Consider the following 22,007-nt stretch of genomic DNA (forward strand, 5'->3'; position numbering starts at 1 on the left):
AATAATTAGCTTTAATTTAAATTATATTATTTAAAACAAAATTGTCAAATTTAAGGACTAAAAAATATTGTTTATTTATTTGCACTATATGTAATGATATTGTGTAAAATTAAAAATATTATTTTTGAAGATATGGATTAAGAGGTTATTAATATTTATACATAAACTATTTTATTATTAAACAATAATAAATTTTATAATAAATATACCGTAAATATTTATAGTAAAAATATAAAAACTATTTATATATTTTTTATGAATTTAACTTGATATTTAACTTAAATGATATAGAATATGACGAGTAAATAGGGGTTTAATATGTCATTTGTTCACTTGCATGTACATACACAATATTCAATACTTGACGGAGCTTCACGCATAAAATCTCTTTATTCTAAAAAAGATAAGAAGAAGAGACTTATACCGGGATTAATAGACAGAGCCGTAGAGCTTGAAATGCCCGCTATAGCAATTACAGATCATGGTAATATGTTCGGTGTTATGGAGTTTTTCTCTGAGGCTAAAGATAAAGGCATTATACCCGTAATAGGCTGTGAGCTTTATGTAGCCCCTAAAACTAGATTTGATAAAAAGATAGAAAACTCAGAAGAAAAAAGTGCTATGCATCTTATTCTTCTTGCCAAAGATAAAGAAGGATATGATAATTTATGTAAGCTTGTAACTTTCGGATATACTGAAGGTTTTTATTATCGTCCTAGAGTAGATCATGAACTTATAGAAAAATATAATAAGGGATTAATTTGTTTATCTGCTTGTATGGGCGGAGAAATACCTATTGCTATAAGAAAAAAAGATTATAAACAGGCATCAAAACTAGCTGAATATTATAAATCTATTTTCGGAAATGATTTTTATATAGAACTTCAGGATCATAATATCCCTGAAGAAAAATCATTAAACAGTGCATTATATAAATTGGCCAATCATCATAGTATAGAAATGGTTGTAACTAATGATGTTCATTATGTATTAAAAGAAGATGCCAAAGCTCATGAGATACTTCTTGCCATACAGACAAAAGCTACTTTAGATTCTCCAAGAAGATATAAGTTTCCAAGTAATGAGTTTCATTTAAAAAGCAAAGAAGAGATGATGAAGTCATTTGCAAAACTCCCTAAGGCATTTGAAAATACTGTGAAAATAGCAGAGCAATGCAGAGACTTGAATATAATGACTAAAACTTATTATATGCCTAATTATGAACTTCCAAACGGAGAAACAGAAACTACAGCACTTAGAAATATGTGTATGGAAGGGCTTAATAAACATTATAACAATAATATTCCCAAAGAGGCTATGGAAAGGCTTGAAATGGAATTGGGTGTTATAAGTAAAATGGGTTTTGAAGGATATTTTCTTGTAGTTCAGGATTTCATCAACTATGCAAGAAATCATGATGTTGCTGTGGGACCTGGCAGGGGAAGTGCAGCCGGATCAATAGTGGCATTTGCTACTGGAATTACTAAGGTTAATCCTCTTGATTATAATTTGCTTTTTGAAAGATTTTTAAATCCGGAAAGAAAAAGCATGCCGGATATAGACGTTGACTTCCAAGATGATAAAAGAGAAGTAATAATAGATTATGTAAAAGAAAAATACGGTAAAGATAATGTTGCTCAGATTGCTACATTCGGTGCTTTGGGAGGACGTTCTGTTATAAGAGATGTTTGCCGTGTTATGGGTATAGACTTAGCTACTGCCGACAGACTTGCTAAGGGTATACCTAATGATGTAAGCAGAGTAGTTGATATATATGATCACCCAGATTGTGCCGAGTTTAGAAAGGAAGTAGAAAGCAGCAGAGAATTAAAAAATATGTATGAGATATCTACAAGACTTGACGGTTTGGTTAGGAATGTAGGCTTACATGCAGCTGGAGTTATTATATCTTCGCACCCTATAATGGATTTAGCTCCGGTTTATCAGGATTCTAAAACAGGCACTAGGGCTTGTCAGTATGAGATGACTTATGTTGAAAGTGCTGGGCTTATAAAGATGGACTTTTTAGGTATCAAAAACTTAAGACTTATAAAAGATGCTGTAAAAGATATAAAAGAAAGATATGGTACTGAAATAGATATTGATAAAATTCCTTTAGATGATGAAGCTGTTTATGATATATTTAGAAAAGCTGATACTGGAGGAGTATTTCAGTTTGAAAGTCCCGGTATGCGTCAGATGCTTATTAATATACAGCCCACAGGTTTTGATGATTTGGTTTCAAGCGTTGCATTATACCGCCCTGGTCCTTTAAACTCTGGTATGGATAAAGATTATGCCGATAGAAAAAATAAAAGAAAAGAAATAGTATATAAGCACCCAGATTTAGAGCCTATACTTAAAGAAAGTCAGGGAGTATTAATATATCAAGAGCAGATTATGGCAATAAGCCGGGTTATAGGAGGGTTTACTGCTGCTGAAGCTGATGATTTGAGAAAGGCTATGGGTAAAAAAATCGTAGAGAAAATGAACTCTATGGAAGAGAAATTCATTAACGGCGGTCTTGAAAGAGGTTATGATAAAGAGTTATTAACTTATTTATTTGATACAATGAAAGGTTTTGCTGAATATGGTTTCAATAAATCGCACTCTGTCTGCTATGCCTTAATTGCCTATCAGGAAGCATATATTAAAGCACATTATCCTATGGAATATTATGTGGCACTTCTTAATACTGTTATAGCAGATACTGATAAAATATCTTTATATCTTAATGAAGTTAAACAAAAAAATATAGATATAGTTACAGCAAGCGTTTTTGAAAGCAATGCATTATTCTCTCAGAAAAACGGAAAGATAGTTTATGCCTTGCATGCTGTTAAAGGTGTAGGTCTTCATGCTGCTTTGGCGATTGAAGAAGAGAGAGAGAAAAACGGACAGTTCAAAAACTTAGAAGATTTTGTTAAACGTGTTGATGTTCATTTGGTTAATAGAAAAGTTTATGAAACATTAATTAAATGCGGTGCTTTCTCAGAGTTCGGACATACTGAAAGTGCTTTGCTTGCATCTCTTGATGCGATACTTGCTCATGCTTCTAATTATCAAAAAGAAACTTTATCTGGTCAGACTATGCTTTTTGACTCTATGTCTGAAGATGACAGCGGAAGTGCTTCTTTGGTTATAGAAAAACAAGTGGAATATGCTTCTAATATTTTAATGGAAAATGAAAAGGAAGTTTTAGGCTTTTCTTTAAGATATCATCCTTTTGCTAGATATATTAGTAAAATTGATTATAAATATTTTAATAATACTTTGGATATTGATAATTTAAAAGATAAAGATGAGTTTTCTCTTCCTTGCGTAGTTATGTCTGTAACAGAATCAACTACAAAGAAAAATACTCCTATGCTAACATTAAAAGTAATAGATTTATTTACTGAGTATGTATTTTATATTACAGCAAAAAATCAGATAGATAAATATAAAGATATGATCTCTGAACAGGCTGGAATATTAATAAAAGGACGCAGAGAAAAAAATAGATTCTCTGATAAAATATACAATAATATTTCAGACATAAAATTATTGGATAGTTATTTAAATGATAAAAATCTCAAACTTAAAGAAGTTAAAAGGGATAATATAAAAAGAGACAGTGTATCTGAAGTAATTTCTGATAGTAGAAATGATAACAAAGCAGTTCAGATAAATAAAAATGATTCACCATTTAAAAATACTTCTAATAAAGAGAATGATATTAAACGCTCTGATAATGTTGTTTCTAATGCAGCATTTACAAGCAGACCTAATAACAGTATAGCAGTTAAGCATACTAACAGCGGTAAAAAGCAATTGGCTCTTTATGTTAATAAAAATATATTTGATGATATGGATTTGTTATGTCTTCAAAATGCTATATCTTCAAATCCGGGGGATTATACTATATTCTTAAAGTTAAAATCTGAAAGCGGTACTGAAGTATTCAAGATAGGCGAAAATTACAAAGTCGATCCTAATCAGAGATTTTTAAATGAAGCTAAAAGTGCATTAAGATCATTAATAGAAATTGAATATGCTTAAAAAATATTAGACTTGTTTCAAAAGTAATTGACAAACAATTTTATGAGTTTATGATTTTATGCTAAATTAAATAATATTAATTATGATTTAATTAGATATTTTACATGTTGTATAAATTGTATGTTTAAGCTAAAAAATGCAGTTCTTTTGGTTCTTTTATACCAATAAAAGAACTGGGGTTTTGCGAAGCACACAGCGTGGTGGGCAAAGCCCCAACTATAATTTAAAAATATTAAATAAAAATTATAAATATTAATAAATTTAGTTTTGAAACAAGTCTATTTATAATTTTTACATATTTTATGAATACAAAAAAGACTGCTAATTTTATCAATTAACAGTCTTTTCTTATTTGGAATACTTAAATATTATTTTCTTTTGTCGTCTACTAAGCCCATTAATTTTCTTACATCATATAAAGTTTTTTCTGCCACCTCTGAAGCTTTTTTAGCTCCTTCTTTTAATACATCATAAACATAGTCTTTATCATTAGAGTATTTATTAATATTTTCTCTGATAGGTGCTAATTCTTTATTGATATTTTTAGCAAGCATTTTTTTACATTGTACGCAGCCTATAGAAGCATTCTTACAGCCTTCGCATACTTCTTTTTGCTCTTCTTCAGTTGAAAATATTTTATGATAGCTGTAAACATTACATATATCAGGATTACCAGCATCAGTTTTGAGTTTTCTATTTGTATCAGTCATAGCTTTCTGCATTATTAATTTTTCAGTTTCTTCCTCAGTTAAAGACAATGCTATATGATTATTCAAAGATTTGCTCATTTTATTCTGACCGTCCAAACCTAATATTCTTAAAACCTTTCCATGGTAAGTATCTGGTTCTTTAAAATATTCTCCATATCTGTTATTAAACTTTCTTACTATCATTCTAGTAAGTTCAACATGCTGTTCTTGGTCTTCTCCCACAGGTACAATATCAGGGTGATAAAGCAAAATATCAGCAGCCATCAAAGAAGGGTAGGTAAGAAGTGCCGCATTAATATTTTCTGCATTTTTTCTGGATTTATCTTTATACTGCGTCATTCTTTCTAGTTCTGCAACTGGTATAATAGAGTTAAATATCCAAGCAAGTTCGGTATGAGCTCTTACATCAGATTGTACAAATATAGAACATTTTTTAGGGTCAAGTCCGCATGCCAAATATTGTACTGCAGCATCCATTATTCTTTTTTGCATTTGAGCAACATCATATTCTATAGTAATAGCATGATAATCAACTATACAAAAAAATCCGTAATACTCATCAAGTATATTAACCCAATTCTTCAAAGCACCAAGATAATTACCTATATGAAGTGAACCAGTAGGCTGTATTCCGCTTAACATAACTTTCATAGTATAACTCCATTTAATTTATTTCTAATAAAAACTGCAAATTATTAAAGGCGTGCAATTTTTATTATTATACATTTTATTCAGCCTTAATATTTGCAATTAAAAAACCTTCTTCATTAGTTTTTAAATCGCTTACATTAATATATAAAAGTCTCTTATCCTCTGTTTCTATCAGTAATTTTTTATTTAAAGGATTAAGATCTTTTATTACAGCAGGTACGCTGTTAAATACTAATTTAGTTCCAACTTTAGGCAGATCTTTTTTTAATGAACAATAAGCCTGATATTCATGTCCCAAACAGCACATTAATCTTCCGCACTGACCGGATATTTTCATTGTATTTAAAAGCATTCCCTGTTCTTTAGCCATTTTTATTGTTATAGTTTCAAATTTTCCTCTTATTACTTTGCAGCATAATTCTCTTCCGCATATTCCGCATCCGCCTATAGATCTGGCCTCATCTCTTACACCTATTTGTCTTAATTCTATTCTTGTCTTAAAATGTGCTGCTAAATCTTTTACTAATTCTCTAAAATCTATTCGCTCCTCAGCAATAAACTCAAATAAGAGCTTTGCTCTGTCTAAAAAATAATAAGAGCTTATTAATTTTAAATCCAAATTATGGTTATTAACTTTTTCCCTGCATATTTTAAATGCCTCTGCGGCATCTTCTGTATTTATTTTATGCTGCTCTAAATCTTTTTCATCAGCTATTCTGAGTATATTAAATATTTTATTTTTATTATTTTTAGGTTTTACGTTATGGTTTTCTTCTGCAGCTACAATATCCTTGAGCTCATCTGATAATTCCTCATCGGTAGATATGTTATCATCATGTGAAGATTCATCATCATGTGTTTCATTATTTACTGTGTTTTCATTATTATCATTTTCTAGTGAATCAACATCAATATCTTCAAAGTTTAATACATGACCTATTTCTATACCTTCATCTGTTTCTATAACACAGGTATCTTTTACTTTAATATTTTCTATATGTAAATGTTCAAATTTTCCTATATTAGACCCCCTAAATTTTATATGGGCTATATTTTTTATCATTAATACTCACTCCTAAAAATATTAAATTTATAGATACTATATTCTATTTTTAAGTTGATATAATTGCAAGTATTATTTTTTGATATACTATAAAAAAATATAAAAATCATTGATAAATATTTTATATAGTATATCATATATGTTTTAAGAGTATTTAAGCAGTTTGTTATGAGGTTATTTTTATCGTTTACATTATTATTTTTAATGATTTCTTGTGCAAGTACGCCAGAAATTTATTTAAAAACTAATAATGCATACTATTGGAAAGAACTTATAAAAAATAAAGTAGCCTCTGATGATTATCAAAATATATACCGATTTGATGAAAAAGCAAATATGACTCTTACTGTATATGGATATAAATCAAAAATCAAATACACATTATTTTTGATGAAAGAACATAATCAGGCATTTTATTATAAAAACTTTACTCTTAAAAATTATATTGTAGAGAGTCTTCCATCATTTAATCTGTATGAAGACGCTGTTACAAAGAATGATTATTCAATATTGTATCTTGATTATTCATATTACTTTTCTAAAAATTTCCCAGACAGAAGTATTTATCTTCCTATAGGTTTGATGATAGAAGATAATAATTTATATATAACAAAATCATATGATGATGGTTATATGGACAGACTATCACATTGGCTTAGGAAAAACGGATACGGCAGAGGCAAAGAGTGGATACCTGCTGTAAATGCCGATTGGGAAAGTTATCCAGTACCTACAGAACATGAAATTGATTGGGAAAAAATAGAACTTGTAGGAGTATTGTTTTAATCAAATAATTCTGTAAGCCTAAAATCACAAATCATTAAAATAAGTAAAGTATAAATAAATCTTTCTGAAACTTTAGTATTATTTTCATTAGAGAATTGTATATTTATTTTAATCTTATCTTTATAATCAATATCATTATTTGCATTTATTTTTATTTCAAAATAATCGTTATTATCTAGTTTTAAATTATAACTTTCAACTGCACCGTATTCTAAATAACTAGGAGTCATTGAATATCTAGCACCGAATGCCTTAAAAGTACCGTAAGATATTTCTATGTTTTGTAATTTGTTTATTTCATTTTCCAAATTATTTTTATCTAATTTTATTATACTTAATTGCTGTATAGGCTGTATTAATTCATAATCTTCTAATTGTTTTCTCCATTTATTTATAGTCTCTTCATTCATTTCTATAGGGCTTGCCAAACTTATGAAACTATTTTCATCAATATTTATTTCTTCATCTTCGCAGTTTGAATAGCTTCCGTCATTAGAGTATCTAAAGTTTGTTAAAAATAAATTATCTTTATCATACAAATTCCATATTAGTGAAGAGGAAAATTTATTCATTAAAGGATTATCAATAAACACTTCTTTGAAAAAACTGTAATTATATTTTTTCTCATACATCAATGATTTAGTCAATTTTAGAGAAAGTTTTTTTATCACTTTTGGAATTTCATTTTTTATATATTTTATTTCTTCTTTTGTGTTATCATCAAAATTTTTAGGTGCTGCCTTTAATACATTATTATTTTTTATATCAAATACATTCACAGAATAATCACTATTCAAAATCAATTTATAATCATCATTAATAACTTTTTCGCCTTTTGAGTCAAAGCCAAAATTTGAACTAAATTTCAATTCTAAATCATCAATATCAAGGCCTATTTCTTTTGATATTTTATTTATTAAATTAAAAGCATTTTCTCTCAATTCTGATTTTTTAGTTTTTGAATAGATATCATATAATAATTTAATACTATATTCTGTTCTTTTTACTGATGATAAAATTATTAAAAAGAAATTAGAGTCTTTCTCTTTTTTGTATATTTCTCTTAAAGCTTCATCTCCGCCATACAAACTATAAACAACAGCAGCAGCTTCTTTATGTGTTTCTATATAAATATTTTTAGCAAAAGTTAAAAAACTTTCTCTGTCAAGTAAATTAATAATAGAATCAATTTCAAGTAAATAATAAATATCTCTTTTAAGTTCCAAATATTTTAAGTATATATATTTTATAACTTTTATATCAACATCTCTTGATTTATCTTTTATTAATACATTACAATTTTCTATATAAGAAACTTTCTTTTCATCTTTTTTACTTAATTTAATATTTTCTTCATATTGTTCAATAGTATCAAATAATTGATAATTAAGAAATTCTTTTAAATCATTAAAATAAAAATTTTCTAATTTTCTTTTAGCTGATTGAACTTTTTTATTTTTTATTTCTGAAGCTATTTTATGAATCTCTTTTATATTATCCTCTATTTTTTTAATTATAATTTTATTTTCATTATCAAAAGCATACAAATATAAAATCCATTTCAAACTTAATTTATCTATATTTTTAGAAATAACATCAGACCAATCGCCTAAATACTCAAGAGATTCAATATTCCAATTCTCTAAAGAATCATAATACTGAAAGCCGCTTCTAAATAACATTCCAATCATATTTTCTACTTTATTAACTTTCCAAGTACCCAAAGTCTGATTAAAACTTTCTGCATCATAAAATAAACATTGCATAGATACTACATTAGAAGTGTCCCATTTATACAAAGGCTGATTAAACTTTTTAGCTTTATCAAAAACATAATCCATTTCTATAATTTGAGATGTATTCCAAGTATTTAATGGCTGATTAAATTCATAGCAAAATTTAAACATATTTGATATATATTTCAAATTAGATGTATCCCATTTATCTAAAGGCTGATTAAAACTATAACAATCTTCAAACATACTATTTGCATATTCTAATTTAGAAACATTCCAATTATTAATATTTTGATTGAAGTTTATACAATGCTTAAACATACTAGCAGTACTTATTACATTAGAAGTATCCCATTTATCTAAAGGCTGGTTGAAATTCCAGCATTCTTCAAACATATTATTTGCATATTCTAATTTAGAAACATTCCAATTATTAATATTTTGATTGAAATTTCTACAATTCATAAACATACCAGCAGCACTTATTACATTAGAAGTATCCCAATTATCTAAAGGCTGATTAAAATCTACACAGCCTCTAAACATAAGTGACATATCCTTCACTTTACTTGTATCCCATTTATTAAGAGGATGATTAAAATTAGTACAGCCTTTAAACATTCCTCGCATATCTGTAACATTTGATACATTCCACTCAGAAATATTTTGATTAAAATTTATGCAGTTATAAAATAAATGTCCCATATCTTTAACATTAGAAATATTCCATTTTTCTATATCTTCATTAAAACTATAGCAATTATAAAACATTCCTCTCATATTTGTAACATTAGAAGTGTTCCAATTTTCTATGCCTGAAAAATCTTTTCTTCCTTCAAATGAGAATAGTCCGCTCATGTCGGTAATTAAACTTGTATCAATATCGCCCAAGTAAATATTTTCATCTTGTACTAACTTTTGTAGTTCATCTTTTGTTTCTGGTTTGTATTTAGACATAAATATAATCCACATAATAAGTTTTTTAATTAAAACCTATTATGTGAAAAAATGATAAATTATTATTGTTGCTAGTTTATCGCTTAAAAACTTATAACATAACTAATATTTAATTTTTATATTAATATCAGCAATAAATAATAATTGTTATTATTTTAATATTTAATAATTTTGTTTCATAAATGCTTCAACTCTTTTTTTAGCATTTGCTTTCAAATCAAAATAGTAAAGTTCTATATCCCAAGCATGAAAAATACCTTTGCTAAAAACTCCTGCTCTGTCTGTAAAAAATATGTTAGTATCTGCCGTAGAACATTTAATTACTCCTCTAACTTTATCAACCTTAGCATCAGAGAAATTAGTAATTTGATTGATTAATGTATTTTCATTAGTAATATTTGCCCCTAAACTCAATTCTTTGGCTGCTAAAGTTTCTTCTAAAGTCCAAGTAATAGGGTTAATTGTTATAGAGTTTTCAAGAAGTGTAGGATTATAGCCATTAAAATCTGGGCTTTCTGTATTATAAGAAATTATAACTCCTGTATCATATTCTCCGCTTGCAAATTTTAAATGCGGATTTTCTTCTATATCTTCTTTAGTTACAGAATATCCTATTATATAAGCAGCTATTAGTCTTTTCTGCAAATATTCATTATCTTTAAAATAATCCTTCAATATCTCTTTTATCATCATAGCACCTTGAGAATGTCCCATTAATATAATAGGTCTATTATTATTATAGTTTTTAATAAAATAATCGAATGCGGCTATAGCATCATCTTTAGGAGTAGAGAATAAATAGCTGTTTAGTTCTTCTTTGCTTATATTATTAGTTTGATTTAGTAAATACAATGCATTAGCTTGTCTATAAAAAGGTGCATATACATTTCCATATTCTTCAAACATACTAGTATGCATAATTACTTTATTTGTTACCGTGGCACGCATAGGAGTATAATCTATAGGACATATCATAAAGTTGCTGTCATCACTTGCCCAAGTAGTAGGATACAGATAAAATATGTCTATATTTCCATTGTTATTATTAGGAAGATTAAGCCAGTTATTTGAATCAGAATAATCAATATTTTCTAAGTAATAGTTATTATTAGCTTTAACATTTTCATTGTTATTTTGAGAACATGCTAGTATTAAAATAGTTATTAAAGATATTATTGATAATTTTATTTTTATCATAATTTTCTCCTTAGTATATTAGTATCATTTTTGTGTATTCTAATATATAAAAAAATAATCATCAAATACTTATGTTTTATAACTAGATATAATTTTTTTAATAAATATTGTTTTATATCTGCACTCTTAAGTAAATTATTATATGTTAATTTTTTATTTGTAAACTGACGCACTTTACATAGTATTATCAACTTTTTTTACGCACATGCTATAAGTTTATGACTTCTCAAATGCAGTTCTTTCAGCGAAAGTGGGGCTGTGCCTTATACCAATAAAAGAACTTGTGGTTTGCTTATAGTTGTTTAGGGATATACCAAGAAGAAATATTATTTTCTACAGGAAAACCTAAAAAAGTATAGTAAATTATATTTCTGAATAATTCGCTTATATTGTGAATGTATATTATTTTTAACCATATTTTAATAAAATAGTAATAATTAGCTAATGATATAGTTATTTTAACTGATTTATTTTTTTTTTAATATTATTTAGAATATCAAAAATAAAGGAGGATAAATATATGGCTAATACTTCAGCATTTCAGTTAATTAATAGATTAAATAGTGATAAATTGAAAATAGATAAAAAAAATAAAAAAATAGGTGAGCTTTACTCAGCAGTATCCCATGGAGTAGGTGCCTTGCTTGCTATAGCAGGACTTGTACTTATGCTTATAAAGGTGCATGGTAATCCTATGCCTGTTATAATTTATGGTGCGGGTATAATATTTTTATATACATTTAGTTCGCTGTATCACTTTTTCCCAGACGGAAAGGTAAAAAAATTATTTAGAAAATTCGACCATATAGGAATATATATTTTTATAGCAGCAACTTATACTCCGCTTTGTATATTCTCTCTTCCAAAAAATATTGGTATATTGATTTTATCTGTTATATGGGGCTGTGCTTTGATAGGAGTATTGTCAAACACAGTTTTTAAGTACAAAAATATATATTTAAGACTTATTTTATATATACTAATGGGCTGGATAATAATATTCGCTTTTAAACCTTTATTAAATTCTTTTGATGTGCTTCATTTGAATTGGCTTATATTCGGAGGTATATTCTATACTATAGGTGCTTTCTTATATGCCTTGGGTAAAAAATTTAATGATAAATCAAAACAGTTTACGCATGACATATTTCATATATTTGTATTAGCAGGTTCTTTTGCTCACTACTGGTTTTTATATAGTTATGTTATATAGTTTATTTTTTGTTAAAAACCCTTTACATTTTTTATTTTATCTATATTATTATAAAGTTATCTTTTCAGCAGTGGGGCATAAATGGTTAAGCGTATTAATATAGATGATTTTTTGAGAATGCAGAGAGAAGAAAATTTACCAATAATAGATGTACGTTCTCCTATAGAATATTCACATGCTCATATACCAAATGCATATAATGTTTATTTGTTTAATGATGAAGAGCGTAAGAATGTAGGAACTATTTATAAGCAGGTAGGAAGAAAGGAGGCTGTATTAAAAGGATTAGAATACGTATCTGTAAGAATTACGGATATATTAAAAAGCATAGATAATATAGCAAAAAATTATAATAATACTAATAAAATACTTATGCATTGCTTTAGAGGCGGTATGCGAAGTGAGTCTGTTGCTTGGCTTTGTTCTAGCTATGGATATGATGTTTATGTACTTGAAGGCGGATATAAAAAATATAGAAATTATGTATTATCTTCATTTGAAAAAAAATATAGAATATATCTTCTTACTGGAAGAACTGGAAGCGGAAAAACTCTTATATTAAAAATATTAAAAGATAAAGGTTTTAATGTAATAGATTTAGAGAAAATAGCAAAACATAAAGGATCAGCATTCGGCTGGATAGATGAGGGTGAACAGCCTAGTCAGGAACAATTTGAGAATCTTTTATCTTATGAACTTTCTAAATATGATATTAATTCTATTTTATGGTTTGAAGATGAGAGTCTGCTTATAGGAAGACGTGCTGTACCAAAATCATTATTTAATAATATGAGAGATGCTGAGAAGATAATTTATTTAGATATACCTCTGGAATGCAGAGCTATGTATATAGTTAATACTTATGGAAAATACAGTATTGATGATTTAAGAGAATCTATATTAAAAATAGAAAAACGTTTAGGCGGTGAAAGATTAAAGGAATCATTAGAACTGCTTGATAATGGAAAAATGTATGAATGCGTACTAAATATGCTTTATTATTATGATAAGGCTTATAAACTCAGCATTACTGATGATGAAAAGAGACTTGTATCTATAGAGTGTAAAAATCAGAACTTTGATGAGATAGTAGATTTAATATTAGCAAGAGTGAAATGTTAATTTGGGCAGTAGTAATAAAAAATTATGAATCAGGAAATTAAAAGTTATATACATGAAAAGTTAAAACGTATTCCAGATAAGTCTGGAGTATATTTTATGAAAGACAACAAAGAGACTATAATATATATAGGTAAAGCAAAGTCTCTAAAAAAAAGAGTATCATCATATTTTAATAATTCAAATAAAGATGCTAAAACTACAGCATTGGTAGAGCATATAAGAGATATTGATTATATACTTACAGAAAATGAGGTTGAAGCTTTGATATTAGAAGCAGAGATGATAAGAAAGCATAAGCCTCATTATAATATACTTCTTAAAGATCAGAAATCATTTCCATTTATAGCTGTAACAAATGAACATTTTCCAAGAGTTATAAAGGCTAGAAATGTTATAGATAAAGAAAATGCTAAAAAATATAAAAAGTACTACGGACCTTATGTTGCTGCTGAGAAAGCTGATAATATAGTAAAGTTTGTTGTAGAAAATTTTAAGTTAAGAAGATGCAAATATGATTTCCCATTAAAAAAGCCTATAAGACCTTGCCTTTATTATCATATAGGAAAATGTACTGCTCCATGTGCTGATTTGATAAATGAAGAAGATTATGATAAAACTATTGATGATGCCATTATGGTGCTTGAAGGAAATGTTGATGAGCTTTCTGTAAGACTAAGACAGGAGATGTTTCAGCATGCAGAAAAGTTAGAATTTGAGGCTGCAAAAGATTTGAGAGATAAAATTGATTTGCTTAAATATATAACAGTAGAGCAGAGCATATATATTCCAGAGAGCGATGATATTGATATAATAGGAGCCTATGGAGAGAATGGAAATTATATAATAGTTATTTTATCAGTTAAAGGAGGTAAACTTGCAGACAGAAAAACTTTTAGTATGCAGTCTCCTAATAATGACGAATATTATGCAGAAAAAGGCGTATCAAAATATTCTGAAATACTTTCTGCTTTCTTTACTCAGTATTACACCCATGCTAATTTGATACCTGCATCCATATCTGTAGATTTTCCTATTATAGATATTGATATTATAAAAGATTATTTAAAACAAATATCAGGAAGAGAAGTTGATATAAGACTTGATAAAAGCAGGAAAGGTTTAATGGCTATAGCAAATGAAAATGCCAAACATATATTTAAAGAAAAAGCACTTATCAGAGAAGTTCCTTTAGGTATAACAAGACTTCAGGAAATATTTAAACTTAAAAAAGCTCCTAGCATAATAGAATCTTTCGATATAGCCCATATTCAGGGAAGCTATACTATGGCCGGAATGGTGCGTTTTGTTAATGGGGTATCGGATAATAAAAATTACAGAATATTCAATATGAAAACAGTTACTGGAATAGATGATTTTGCTTCAATAAAAGAGGCAGTATATAGAAGATATAAAAGGCTTAGAGATGAGAATCTTACTTTTCCAGATTTGATACTTATAGACGGAGGAAAGGGACAGCTTAATTCGGCAATAGAGGCATTGAAAGAACTCGATATAAAAGGGCAGCCTATAATGGCATTAGCTAAAAAATTTGAAGAGATATATTTGCCAAATAGAAATGAACCGGTAAGACTTAATGATAATGAACCTGCAAGACTTTTTTTACAGAAGGTAAGAGATGAAACGCATAGATGGGTTAATACCAGTCATGGTAAGAAAAGAAGCAGAGAGATGGTTAAAAGCGAGCTTGAAGGTATAAATGGATTAGGTAAAAAAGGAATAGAAAAACTCTATGCTCATTTTATAAATATAGATAATATCAAAAATGCATCTTTTGAAAGCATAAGAAATATACCGGGCATTAGTTATAAAGTAGCTAATAATATTTACGATCATTTTCATAAATAGCAGCTATTATAATTTTTATCTTGATACAATTTTCCATATTTTTATTATGTCATTTATACTATAATCAAGAAAATCCTTATATCCGCAGAAAGTTTTATCTTTATTGTCTATATACATATTTTCTAACATTCTTTTGCAGCCTAATTTGCATATTTTAAAATATCTGCATGAACGGCATAATTTATAATCATCATTATTTATGATATCAGTCTTTTCATTAATAAAATCTTTGGCTTTTTGATTGTAAAAAATATTATCAAAATCTTCATCTGCTATATTGCCTAATTTATAATTATCCAAGCAGTAAAAATCACAAGGAAAAACATCGCCGTTACTTTCTATTATCATCTGGTTTGTGCATATTCCGTTTATACCGCAGGTCATAGGAGCATATCCGCCTCCAAATAATGGTATTATATTATCAAAAAACTGAATGCTGTAATAAATATTATTAAAAAAATCTTCTTTCCATAATGAAAATATTTCTTTATAGAAGTTTGAAAATTCTTTTGGAGTTATTGAATAAGTATTATTATCATTTGAGTTTATATCAGATAGACAGGGTATAAACTGAGTATATTTTAGATTGAGTTTTTTTATTTTCTTATATACATCTTTAGGGTATTTAGAGAGTTTAGATGTTAATACTGTGAGTATGTTGTATTCTATATTAAAGGCATCAAATAACTTTTTAGTTTCCAATACTTTGTTGTATGTTGCATTTCCTATTTTGTCTGTTCTGTATTTATCATGAATATCTTTTATCATATCAAAAGAAAGTCCAACTAAAAAATTATTTTTTTTGAATAACTCACCCCATTTATCATCTATTAATATGCCATTAGTTTGTATGCTGTATTTTACATTAATGTTTTTTTTATTTCTATTATTAACATAATCTATAAACGAATTAAAATATTCTATTCCTGCAGTAGTTGGCTCTCCGCCTTGAAATGAAAACAATACATTTTTATCAGCATTTTGAAGAACTTTATCTATTATAGCCGTCATAACTTTTTCAGTCATAATACCGTTATTTTCTATTTTTCTATTTTTTGCTTCATCTATATAAAAGCAGTATTTGCATTTTATATTGCACAAAGATGATGAGGGTTTAATTAATACTGATACATTATTCATAATTTTATCATAATATATAATTTTATAAATTTCAATGTTTACTATATATAATATAAAAAATATAAGATATTATAAGTATATTTTATAAATAAAAAATTAAAAAAAAATATTAATATAAACTTATAATCTATTATATTTTTTGTATATAGTATAAAGTTTTTTTTTTAGAGGCTTAAAATGAATAATAAAAACTATTATACTATAATACTTTCAAGTGTAAGATATGATAAGAGATTAAAATCATTATCAAAACTTATTTACGGAGAAATACTAGCACTTACCAATGATAAAGGCTACTGCTGGGCTAATAATAATTACTTTGCAGATATTTATTCTGTGAGTAAAGATACTATTTCAAGGTCTATAAAACAGCTTGAAAAATATAATTATATAAAATGCGTATATGACAAAACTAAACAAAATAATGAGAAGAGAAAAATATATATAAAAAAATTTAATCTTGTACCAGCAAAAAACACTATACAGTATAGTGAAAATTGTGATGACGGTATAGACAAAAAAGCAGAAGATAATAATAAATATAATAACTTAAATAATAAAGATAGTGAACTAAAAAATACAAATCAATTAAATAAAACAGATACAAATAAAATAGATAATAAACAATATTCTCCCTCTCCTGATTTTGATTTATTTATTAATGAGCTTATCGATACTTTTAATTTTCTTACTGGAAATAAAGCAAGTAAATTATATCATCTTCATTCTTTTAAGACTAAAGGCAAGCAGGAAGAGATTAAATCAATTTTTGAAGATAGGAAGTATGATTGGAAAGGCTGTATTAATTTAGCAAAGGAGAAAGTGAAAGATAAAGATAATTTATCAGGTATATGGCTTGATTTTTTAAGTTATTTAAAAATATATTTAATAAAAGGAGACAGAGAAAACAGTATTAAAAGACATTACAGCAAAGAGGAGTTGATAAAAAGAGAAAAAATCTTAAAAGAAAGAGAGTTAATTAAAATACAAAGAGAGAAGGAAGAACAATTAAAAATGCTTGAAGAAGAAAAAAGACTTGGATTTAATAATATGACAGAAGATGAAATAATTGAGTTTACAAAGAAGAGCTTGATGCATTTAAAAAGGGCTTGATTATTTTGATACGATAAAAAATAATAATATTTCTATTTGAAATAATTATCATTTTATTATATAATATAATAAAAATTAGGGGAGCTTTAAAAGGCTGAGAGTAAGTTTTATTTATTAAGTTTGATAGATGAACTTAGACCCTTATAACCTGTTGGATAATGCCAGTGTAGGGAAATGTTTTTTAAGTTTTCTAATATAATATTATTTTCATTTTTTATTTTTATACACTCATTATTTTCATTAAGGTTTCTCTAAATTATTAATTTATATTTAAGGAAATTTTTATGAATAATATTTCAAATTCAGAAAATGTTTTAAGTAATAATGAATTAGTTAGAAGCAAATATAGTAAATCATCTTATTTGAAGTTTATTGTATTTAGTTTTATAGGAGTATTTGTATTATTTGTACCTATTCAAATAGGAAATGTTAAATCTATACCAATGGATCATTTGGTTAATCTTATAAGAAAGATTCCTTTTGCTGATCCTTATTATGGTATTTTGATAACTATGTTTGGAAGTATATATCCTTTTATAAGTAAGTCTTGGAATAAGAATAAAACAGAAATATTTTTTTCATTTGTCAAATTATTTTCTATTCCTTTTATTATAATGGCTTATTTCGGATTAGGACCTGCTGATTTTCATAAACCTAATATGCTTCTTTTTTCTTATAATCTTCTTACTCAGATAGCATTAATTAATAGTATAGGTTTTATATTTTTATCATTTTTGGTAGATTACGGACTTATGTCATTTGCCGGTATATTTATGCGTTGTATAATGAAGCCTATATGGAAAACTTCGGGTAGGTCTTCTTTAGATGCTATAGCTTCATTTGTAGGCAGTTATTCTATTGCTCTTTTGATGACAAGCAAAGTTTATAAAAAAGGCTATTATTCAAAGAAAGAAGCATGTATAATAGCTACAGGATTTTCTACTGTATCTACAACTTTTATGATAGTAGTTGCTAAAATGTTTGGAGTTATGGATAAATGGAATATATATTTTTTTGGCACTATGATTATTACATTTTTGGTAACTGCTATAACTGTAAGACTTTATCCATTAAGAAGCAAGCCTAATAATGGATATATGGATAAAGAAGTTAAAGAAGAACCTGTATATAAAGGCGGAAATATTTTTAAGCTTGCTTTAAACGAGGCTGCCGATACTGCTAGTCATGCTGATAATTTTTTTAGCAGTGTTATTAAAAACTTAAAAGAGGGACTTATGGTTTCTATTTCTGTTATGCCTAATTTTATGTCTATAACTTTTATCGGGCTTTTAATAGTTAATTATACGCCTATATTTGATGTTATAAGTTATATATTTCTTCCTGTTACAAAATTATTAGGCTTAGGTGATGAGGCTTATATAGTGGCAAAGGCTTGTTCTGTTACATTAGTAGAGATGTCATGCTCTTCTAGTATTGTGATGTATGCTAGTCAATTTGCTAAGTCTGTTGTCGCTGTAGTTTGTGTTGCTGAGATTTTATATTTTGCTGCTCCTATACCTGTAATGCTTGCTGTTGGAATACCAATAAGTATAAAGGATATGATGATAATATGGGTTGAAAGAATAGTGCTTGCTTTGTTATTTGCTGTGCCTTTTGCTTATTTCTTTTTAAGTTAAAAAAATAATAGGAGTTTTTTATTTATGAAATGTTATATTATAGATGCTTTTGCTGATAGAGTTTTTATGGGTAATCCTACTGCTGTATGTATATTGGATAAAGAAATACCGCATGAACTAATGCAAAATATTGCTTCTGAGAATAATATTTCAGAGACAGTATTTACTATAAAAAATAAAGATAATAATTATGATGTTTATTGGTTTACTCCGGAATGTGAAATAGATTTCTGCGGACATGCTGTACTTGCTGTAGGATATGCTATATTAAATTTTAATGAGAGATATTCTAATTTTGTTAATTTAGATACTAAAGAGGGTATATTAACTATTAAAAAAAATGGTGATCTATATGAAATGGATACCCCAAAATATAATTTGAAGCCTATAGATATTACAAACGATATAATAGAAGCCATAGGAGGCATTAAACCTACTGAAGCATATATTGGACGTGATATAGTATGCGTATTAGAAGATGAAAATCAGGTTATAAATGCAAAAGTAAATTTAGAAAAAATAAAGCAGTTAGACGGATTATTATTTCATATTACTTCTATTGTCAAAGATAAATCTAATATTAATTATGATTGTGTAACTAGAACTTTCGGACCTAAACTAGATGTTGATGAGGTTGATGTATGCGGTTCTGGGCATTGTCATATTATACCTTTACTATCTTCTAAATTAAATAAATATTATTTTGAGGCATTTCAATATTCTAAAAGAACTGGAGTATTATACTGCAATATAAAAGATAATAAACTTACTATATCAGGCAAAGCATGTTTATACTGCATTTCAGAGTTATTTGTTTAGTAAAATAATTAGTAAAAATAAAATAATAAAAAGAATAAAAATAATTAAGAATAAAATTATAAGGAGTAAATATATGAGTACATTAAAAGAAGAAATATTTAAAGCAATTACAGATATGAAAGCTAAAAGCCCATTGGTTCATAATATAACAAATTATGTGGTTATGCAAATTACAGCTAATGCCTTGCTTGCCGTGGGAGCTTCACCTGTTATGACATTTGAAAAGGAAGAGTTTGAGGATATGCTTTCTATAGCTTCATCGCTTGTTATTAATATAGGTACTTTGACTAAAAGTTCTATAGAGGCTATGCATAGTGCTTGTTCTATAGCAAATAAAAAAAATGTTCCATTTGTACTTGATCCTGTGGGAGCAGGTGCTACAAAATTAAGAACCCAGACTGCTATAGATATAATAAAAAATTATAATCCTAAAGTAATAAGAGGAAATGCCTCTGAGATAATGGTACTTGCAGGAGAGAGCATAAAAACCAAAGGGGTAGACAGTACTGCTAATGTTAATATGGCTTTGGAGGCTGGCAGACATTTAGCCAAAGAGTATAATACTGTTGTAAGCATAAGCGGAGAAACTGATATTATAACAGATGGAAATAGAGTATTATATGTAAGCGGAGGTTCTCCTTTAATGCCTTTAAATACTGGTATGGGCTGTACTTCTACTGCAATAACTGCTGCTATGCTTGCGGTGTCAAATCCTTTAATTGCTGCTTCTTCTGCTATGTGCATAATGGCTGAGGCAGGTGAAGAGGCTTCTAAAAGAACAGATGCTCCTGCTAGCTTTGCTGTTTCATTCATTGATGAGCTTTATAAACTTAATATAAGTAACGCTTCTAATAGGGTAAAAGAATAATATTTTAATTGATATAATAAATAAATGTAAGCAATATCTAAATTAATTGACTTTTTATTATTGGGAGTTAGTAATAAACAATGGGCTTTAATATTAAAGTCCATTGTTTAAGTATTTTTTTATTATAACTAATCTTTTATTTTTGACGCCATTATATTTGCTGCTATTGAGCCTGATATATTATGCCATACGCTGAATATTGCTCCCGGTACTGTTGCTAATGCCATAGAGGCAAAATGTGTTGCGGCTAAAGAAGTAGCAAGTCCAGAGTTCTGCATTCCTACTTCTATAGATACTGCCTTGCATTTTGAATTACTTAATCTAAATAATTTACCTAATAAATAACCAAGTAAGTATCCCAAACAGTTATGAAGAATAACTACTATTATAACTAAATATCCAACCTGCATTAATCTTTGAGAATTGGCAGATACCACAGCAGCTACTATTGCAACAATGGCAAGTACTGATATTAAAGGAAGTATTTCTTTTATACTGCTTGTAAACTTGTAAAAGAATTTATTTATTAAAAAACCTAAAGCTATAGGCAGTATAACAACCTGAACTATTGATATAAACATGCTAACAGCATTAACATCAACCTTTTGTCCTGCATATAAAAGAGTAAGTAAAGGAGTAGCTATTGGAGCAAGTATTGTTGATACAGAAGTCATACCAACAGATAATGCAACATCTCCATTTGCTAAATATGTCATAACATTTGAAGAAGTACCACCCGGACAAGTACCTACAAGTATAACTCCTACAGCAAGTTCCGGAGGGAGTTTAAACACAATAGAAAGTAAATATGCAAGTAAAGGCATTATTGTAAACTGTGCTATAGCTCCTATGATAATGTCTTTTGGTCTTGTAAATACCACTTTGAAATCTTCAAGTTTTAATGTAAGCCCCATACCAAACATTACTATCATTAAGAGATAGTTAACATAACTTGTCTTTATGAAACTTACTGTTTTTGGAAAAAATAATGATACAGCAGCTACTATTAATACAATTACTGCCATATACTTTCCAAAGAAATTGCTTATTTGTTTTAATGTTTTCATTTTTTTATCCTTAATTGTATT

15 protein-coding genes and 1 riboswitch are annotated in these 22,007 nt (G+C 27.5%); of the genes, 9 read left to right on the forward strand and 6 right to left on the reverse strand.

The genetic code is table 11. From position 1 onward, the window contains the following. Nucleotides 1-318: 318 nt before the first annotated feature. Nucleotides 319-4,041, forward strand: coding sequence for a DNA polymerase III subunit alpha (gene dnaE / locus BMUR_RS00190; protein WP_013112578.1), 3,723 nt, complete (start codon nucleotides 319-321; stop codon nucleotides 4,039-4,041). A gap of 368 nt (nucleotides 4,042-4,409) precedes the next feature. Here dnaE and trpS read toward each other — a convergent pair whose 3' ends face one another. After that, nucleotides 4,410-5,402, reverse strand: coding sequence for a tryptophan--tRNA ligase (gene trpS, locus BMUR_RS00195; protein WP_013112579.1), 993 nt, complete (start codon nucleotides 5,400-5,402; stop codon nucleotides 4,410-4,412). 76 nt (nucleotides 5,403-5,478) lie between these two features. Further along, complete coding sequence (locus BMUR_RS00200) at nucleotides 5,479-6,465, reverse strand: PSP1 domain-containing protein (protein ID WP_013112580.1); 987 nt, start codon at nucleotides 6,463-6,465, stop codon at nucleotides 5,479-5,481. A 168-nt stretch (nucleotides 6,466-6,633) separates the two neighbouring features. Here BMUR_RS00200 and BMUR_RS00205 point away from each other — a divergent pair, with 168 nt between their 5' ends. Then, nucleotides 6,634-7,251: a hypothetical protein gene (locus tag BMUR_RS00205; protein ID WP_013112581.1), complete on the forward strand. Its 618-nt coding sequence runs from the start codon at nucleotides 6,634-6,636 to the stop codon at nucleotides 7,249-7,251. On the opposite strand, the gene BMUR_RS00210 is transcribed toward BMUR_RS00205, so the two are convergent. Beyond that, nucleotides 7,248-9,944 (reverse strand): BspA family leucine-rich repeat surface protein, encoded by a 2,697-nt coding sequence (locus BMUR_RS00210; RefSeq protein ID WP_013112582.1) that lies wholly within the window; start codon nucleotides 9,942-9,944, stop codon nucleotides 7,248-7,250. The two genes, BMUR_RS00205 and BMUR_RS00210, sit on opposite strands and share 4 nt — an antisense overlap. 162 nt (nucleotides 9,945-10,106) lie before the next feature. Next, nucleotides 10,107-11,141, reverse strand: coding sequence for a DUF3089 domain-containing protein (locus BMUR_RS00215; protein ID WP_013112583.1), 1,035 nt, complete (start codon nucleotides 11,139-11,141; stop codon nucleotides 10,107-10,109). Nucleotides 11,142-11,661: 520 nt separating this feature from the next. Here BMUR_RS00215 and trhA point away from each other — a divergent pair. From trhA to uvrC, 3 genes are all read left to right on the forward strand, one after another. Beyond that, the gene (trhA, locus tag BMUR_RS00220; RefSeq protein ID WP_013112584.1) at nucleotides 11,662-12,354 is read left to right on the forward strand and encodes a PAQR family membrane homeostasis protein TrhA; all 693 of its coding nucleotides are present in this window, start codon (nucleotides 11,662-11,664) and stop codon (nucleotides 12,352-12,354) included. Nucleotides 12,355-12,435: 81 nt separating this feature from the next. Further along, the gene (mnmH, locus tag BMUR_RS00225; protein ID WP_013112585.1) at nucleotides 12,436-13,476 is read left to right on the forward strand and encodes a tRNA 2-selenouridine(34) synthase MnmH; all 1,041 of its coding nucleotides are present in this window, start codon (nucleotides 12,436-12,438) and stop codon (nucleotides 13,474-13,476) included. A 24-nt stretch (nucleotides 13,477-13,500) separates the two neighbouring features. Next, entirely contained in the window at nucleotides 13,501-15,342 is a 1,842-nt protein-coding gene (gene uvrC / locus BMUR_RS00230) for an excinuclease ABC subunit UvrC (protein WP_013112586.1), read from the forward strand. 15 nt (nucleotides 15,343-15,357) lie between these two features. Here uvrC and BMUR_RS00235 read toward each other — a convergent pair whose 3' ends face one another. After that, nucleotides 15,358-16,482 (reverse strand): radical SAM/SPASM domain-containing protein, encoded by a 1,125-nt coding sequence (locus BMUR_RS00235; protein WP_013112587.1) that lies wholly within the window; start codon nucleotides 16,480-16,482, stop codon nucleotides 15,358-15,360. Between the two features lie 177 nt (nucleotides 16,483-16,659). Between BMUR_RS00235 and BMUR_RS00240 the strand changes: the two genes are divergently transcribed. From BMUR_RS00240 to thiM, 4 genes are all read left to right on the forward strand, one after another. Beyond that, complete coding sequence (locus tag BMUR_RS00240; RefSeq protein WP_013112588.1) at nucleotides 16,660-17,595, forward strand: helix-turn-helix domain-containing protein; 936 nt, start codon at nucleotides 16,660-16,662, stop codon at nucleotides 17,593-17,595. A gap of 67 nt (nucleotides 17,596-17,662) precedes the next feature. Continuing rightward, a riboswitch (TPP riboswitch) is annotated at nucleotides 17,663-17,785 on the forward strand. Nucleotides 17,786-17,879: 94 nt separating this feature from the next. Then, complete coding sequence (locus BMUR_RS00245; RefSeq protein WP_013112589.1) at nucleotides 17,880-19,232, forward strand: YjiH family protein; 1,353 nt, start codon at nucleotides 17,880-17,882, stop codon at nucleotides 19,230-19,232. Between the two features lie 24 nt (nucleotides 19,233-19,256). Further along, entirely contained in the window at nucleotides 19,257-20,051 is a 795-nt protein-coding gene (locus tag BMUR_RS00250) for a PhzF family phenazine biosynthesis protein (protein WP_013112590.1), read from the forward strand. Between the two features lie 73 nt (nucleotides 20,052-20,124). Next, nucleotides 20,125-20,919 carry a hydroxyethylthiazole kinase gene (gene thiM / locus BMUR_RS00255; RefSeq protein ID WP_013112591.1) on the forward strand — a complete coding sequence of 265 codons (795 nt, stop codon included), beginning with the start codon at nucleotides 20,125-20,127 and terminating at the stop codon, nucleotides 20,917-20,919. Nucleotides 20,920-21,047: 128 nt separating this feature from the next. On the opposite strand, the gene BMUR_RS00260 is transcribed toward thiM, so the two are convergent. After that, a complete protein-coding gene (locus BMUR_RS00260; protein ID WP_013112592.1) occupies nucleotides 21,048-21,986 on the reverse strand; it encodes a bile acid:sodium symporter family protein in 939 nt (312 codons plus the stop codon). Between the last annotated feature and the right edge of the window lie 21 nt (nucleotides 21,987-22,007).

Origin of the sequence: Brachyspira murdochii DSM 12563, assembly GCF_000092845.1 — a bacterium.
GTDB lineage: Bacteria > Spirochaetota > Brachyspiria > Brachyspirales > Brachyspiraceae > Brachyspira > Brachyspira murdochii.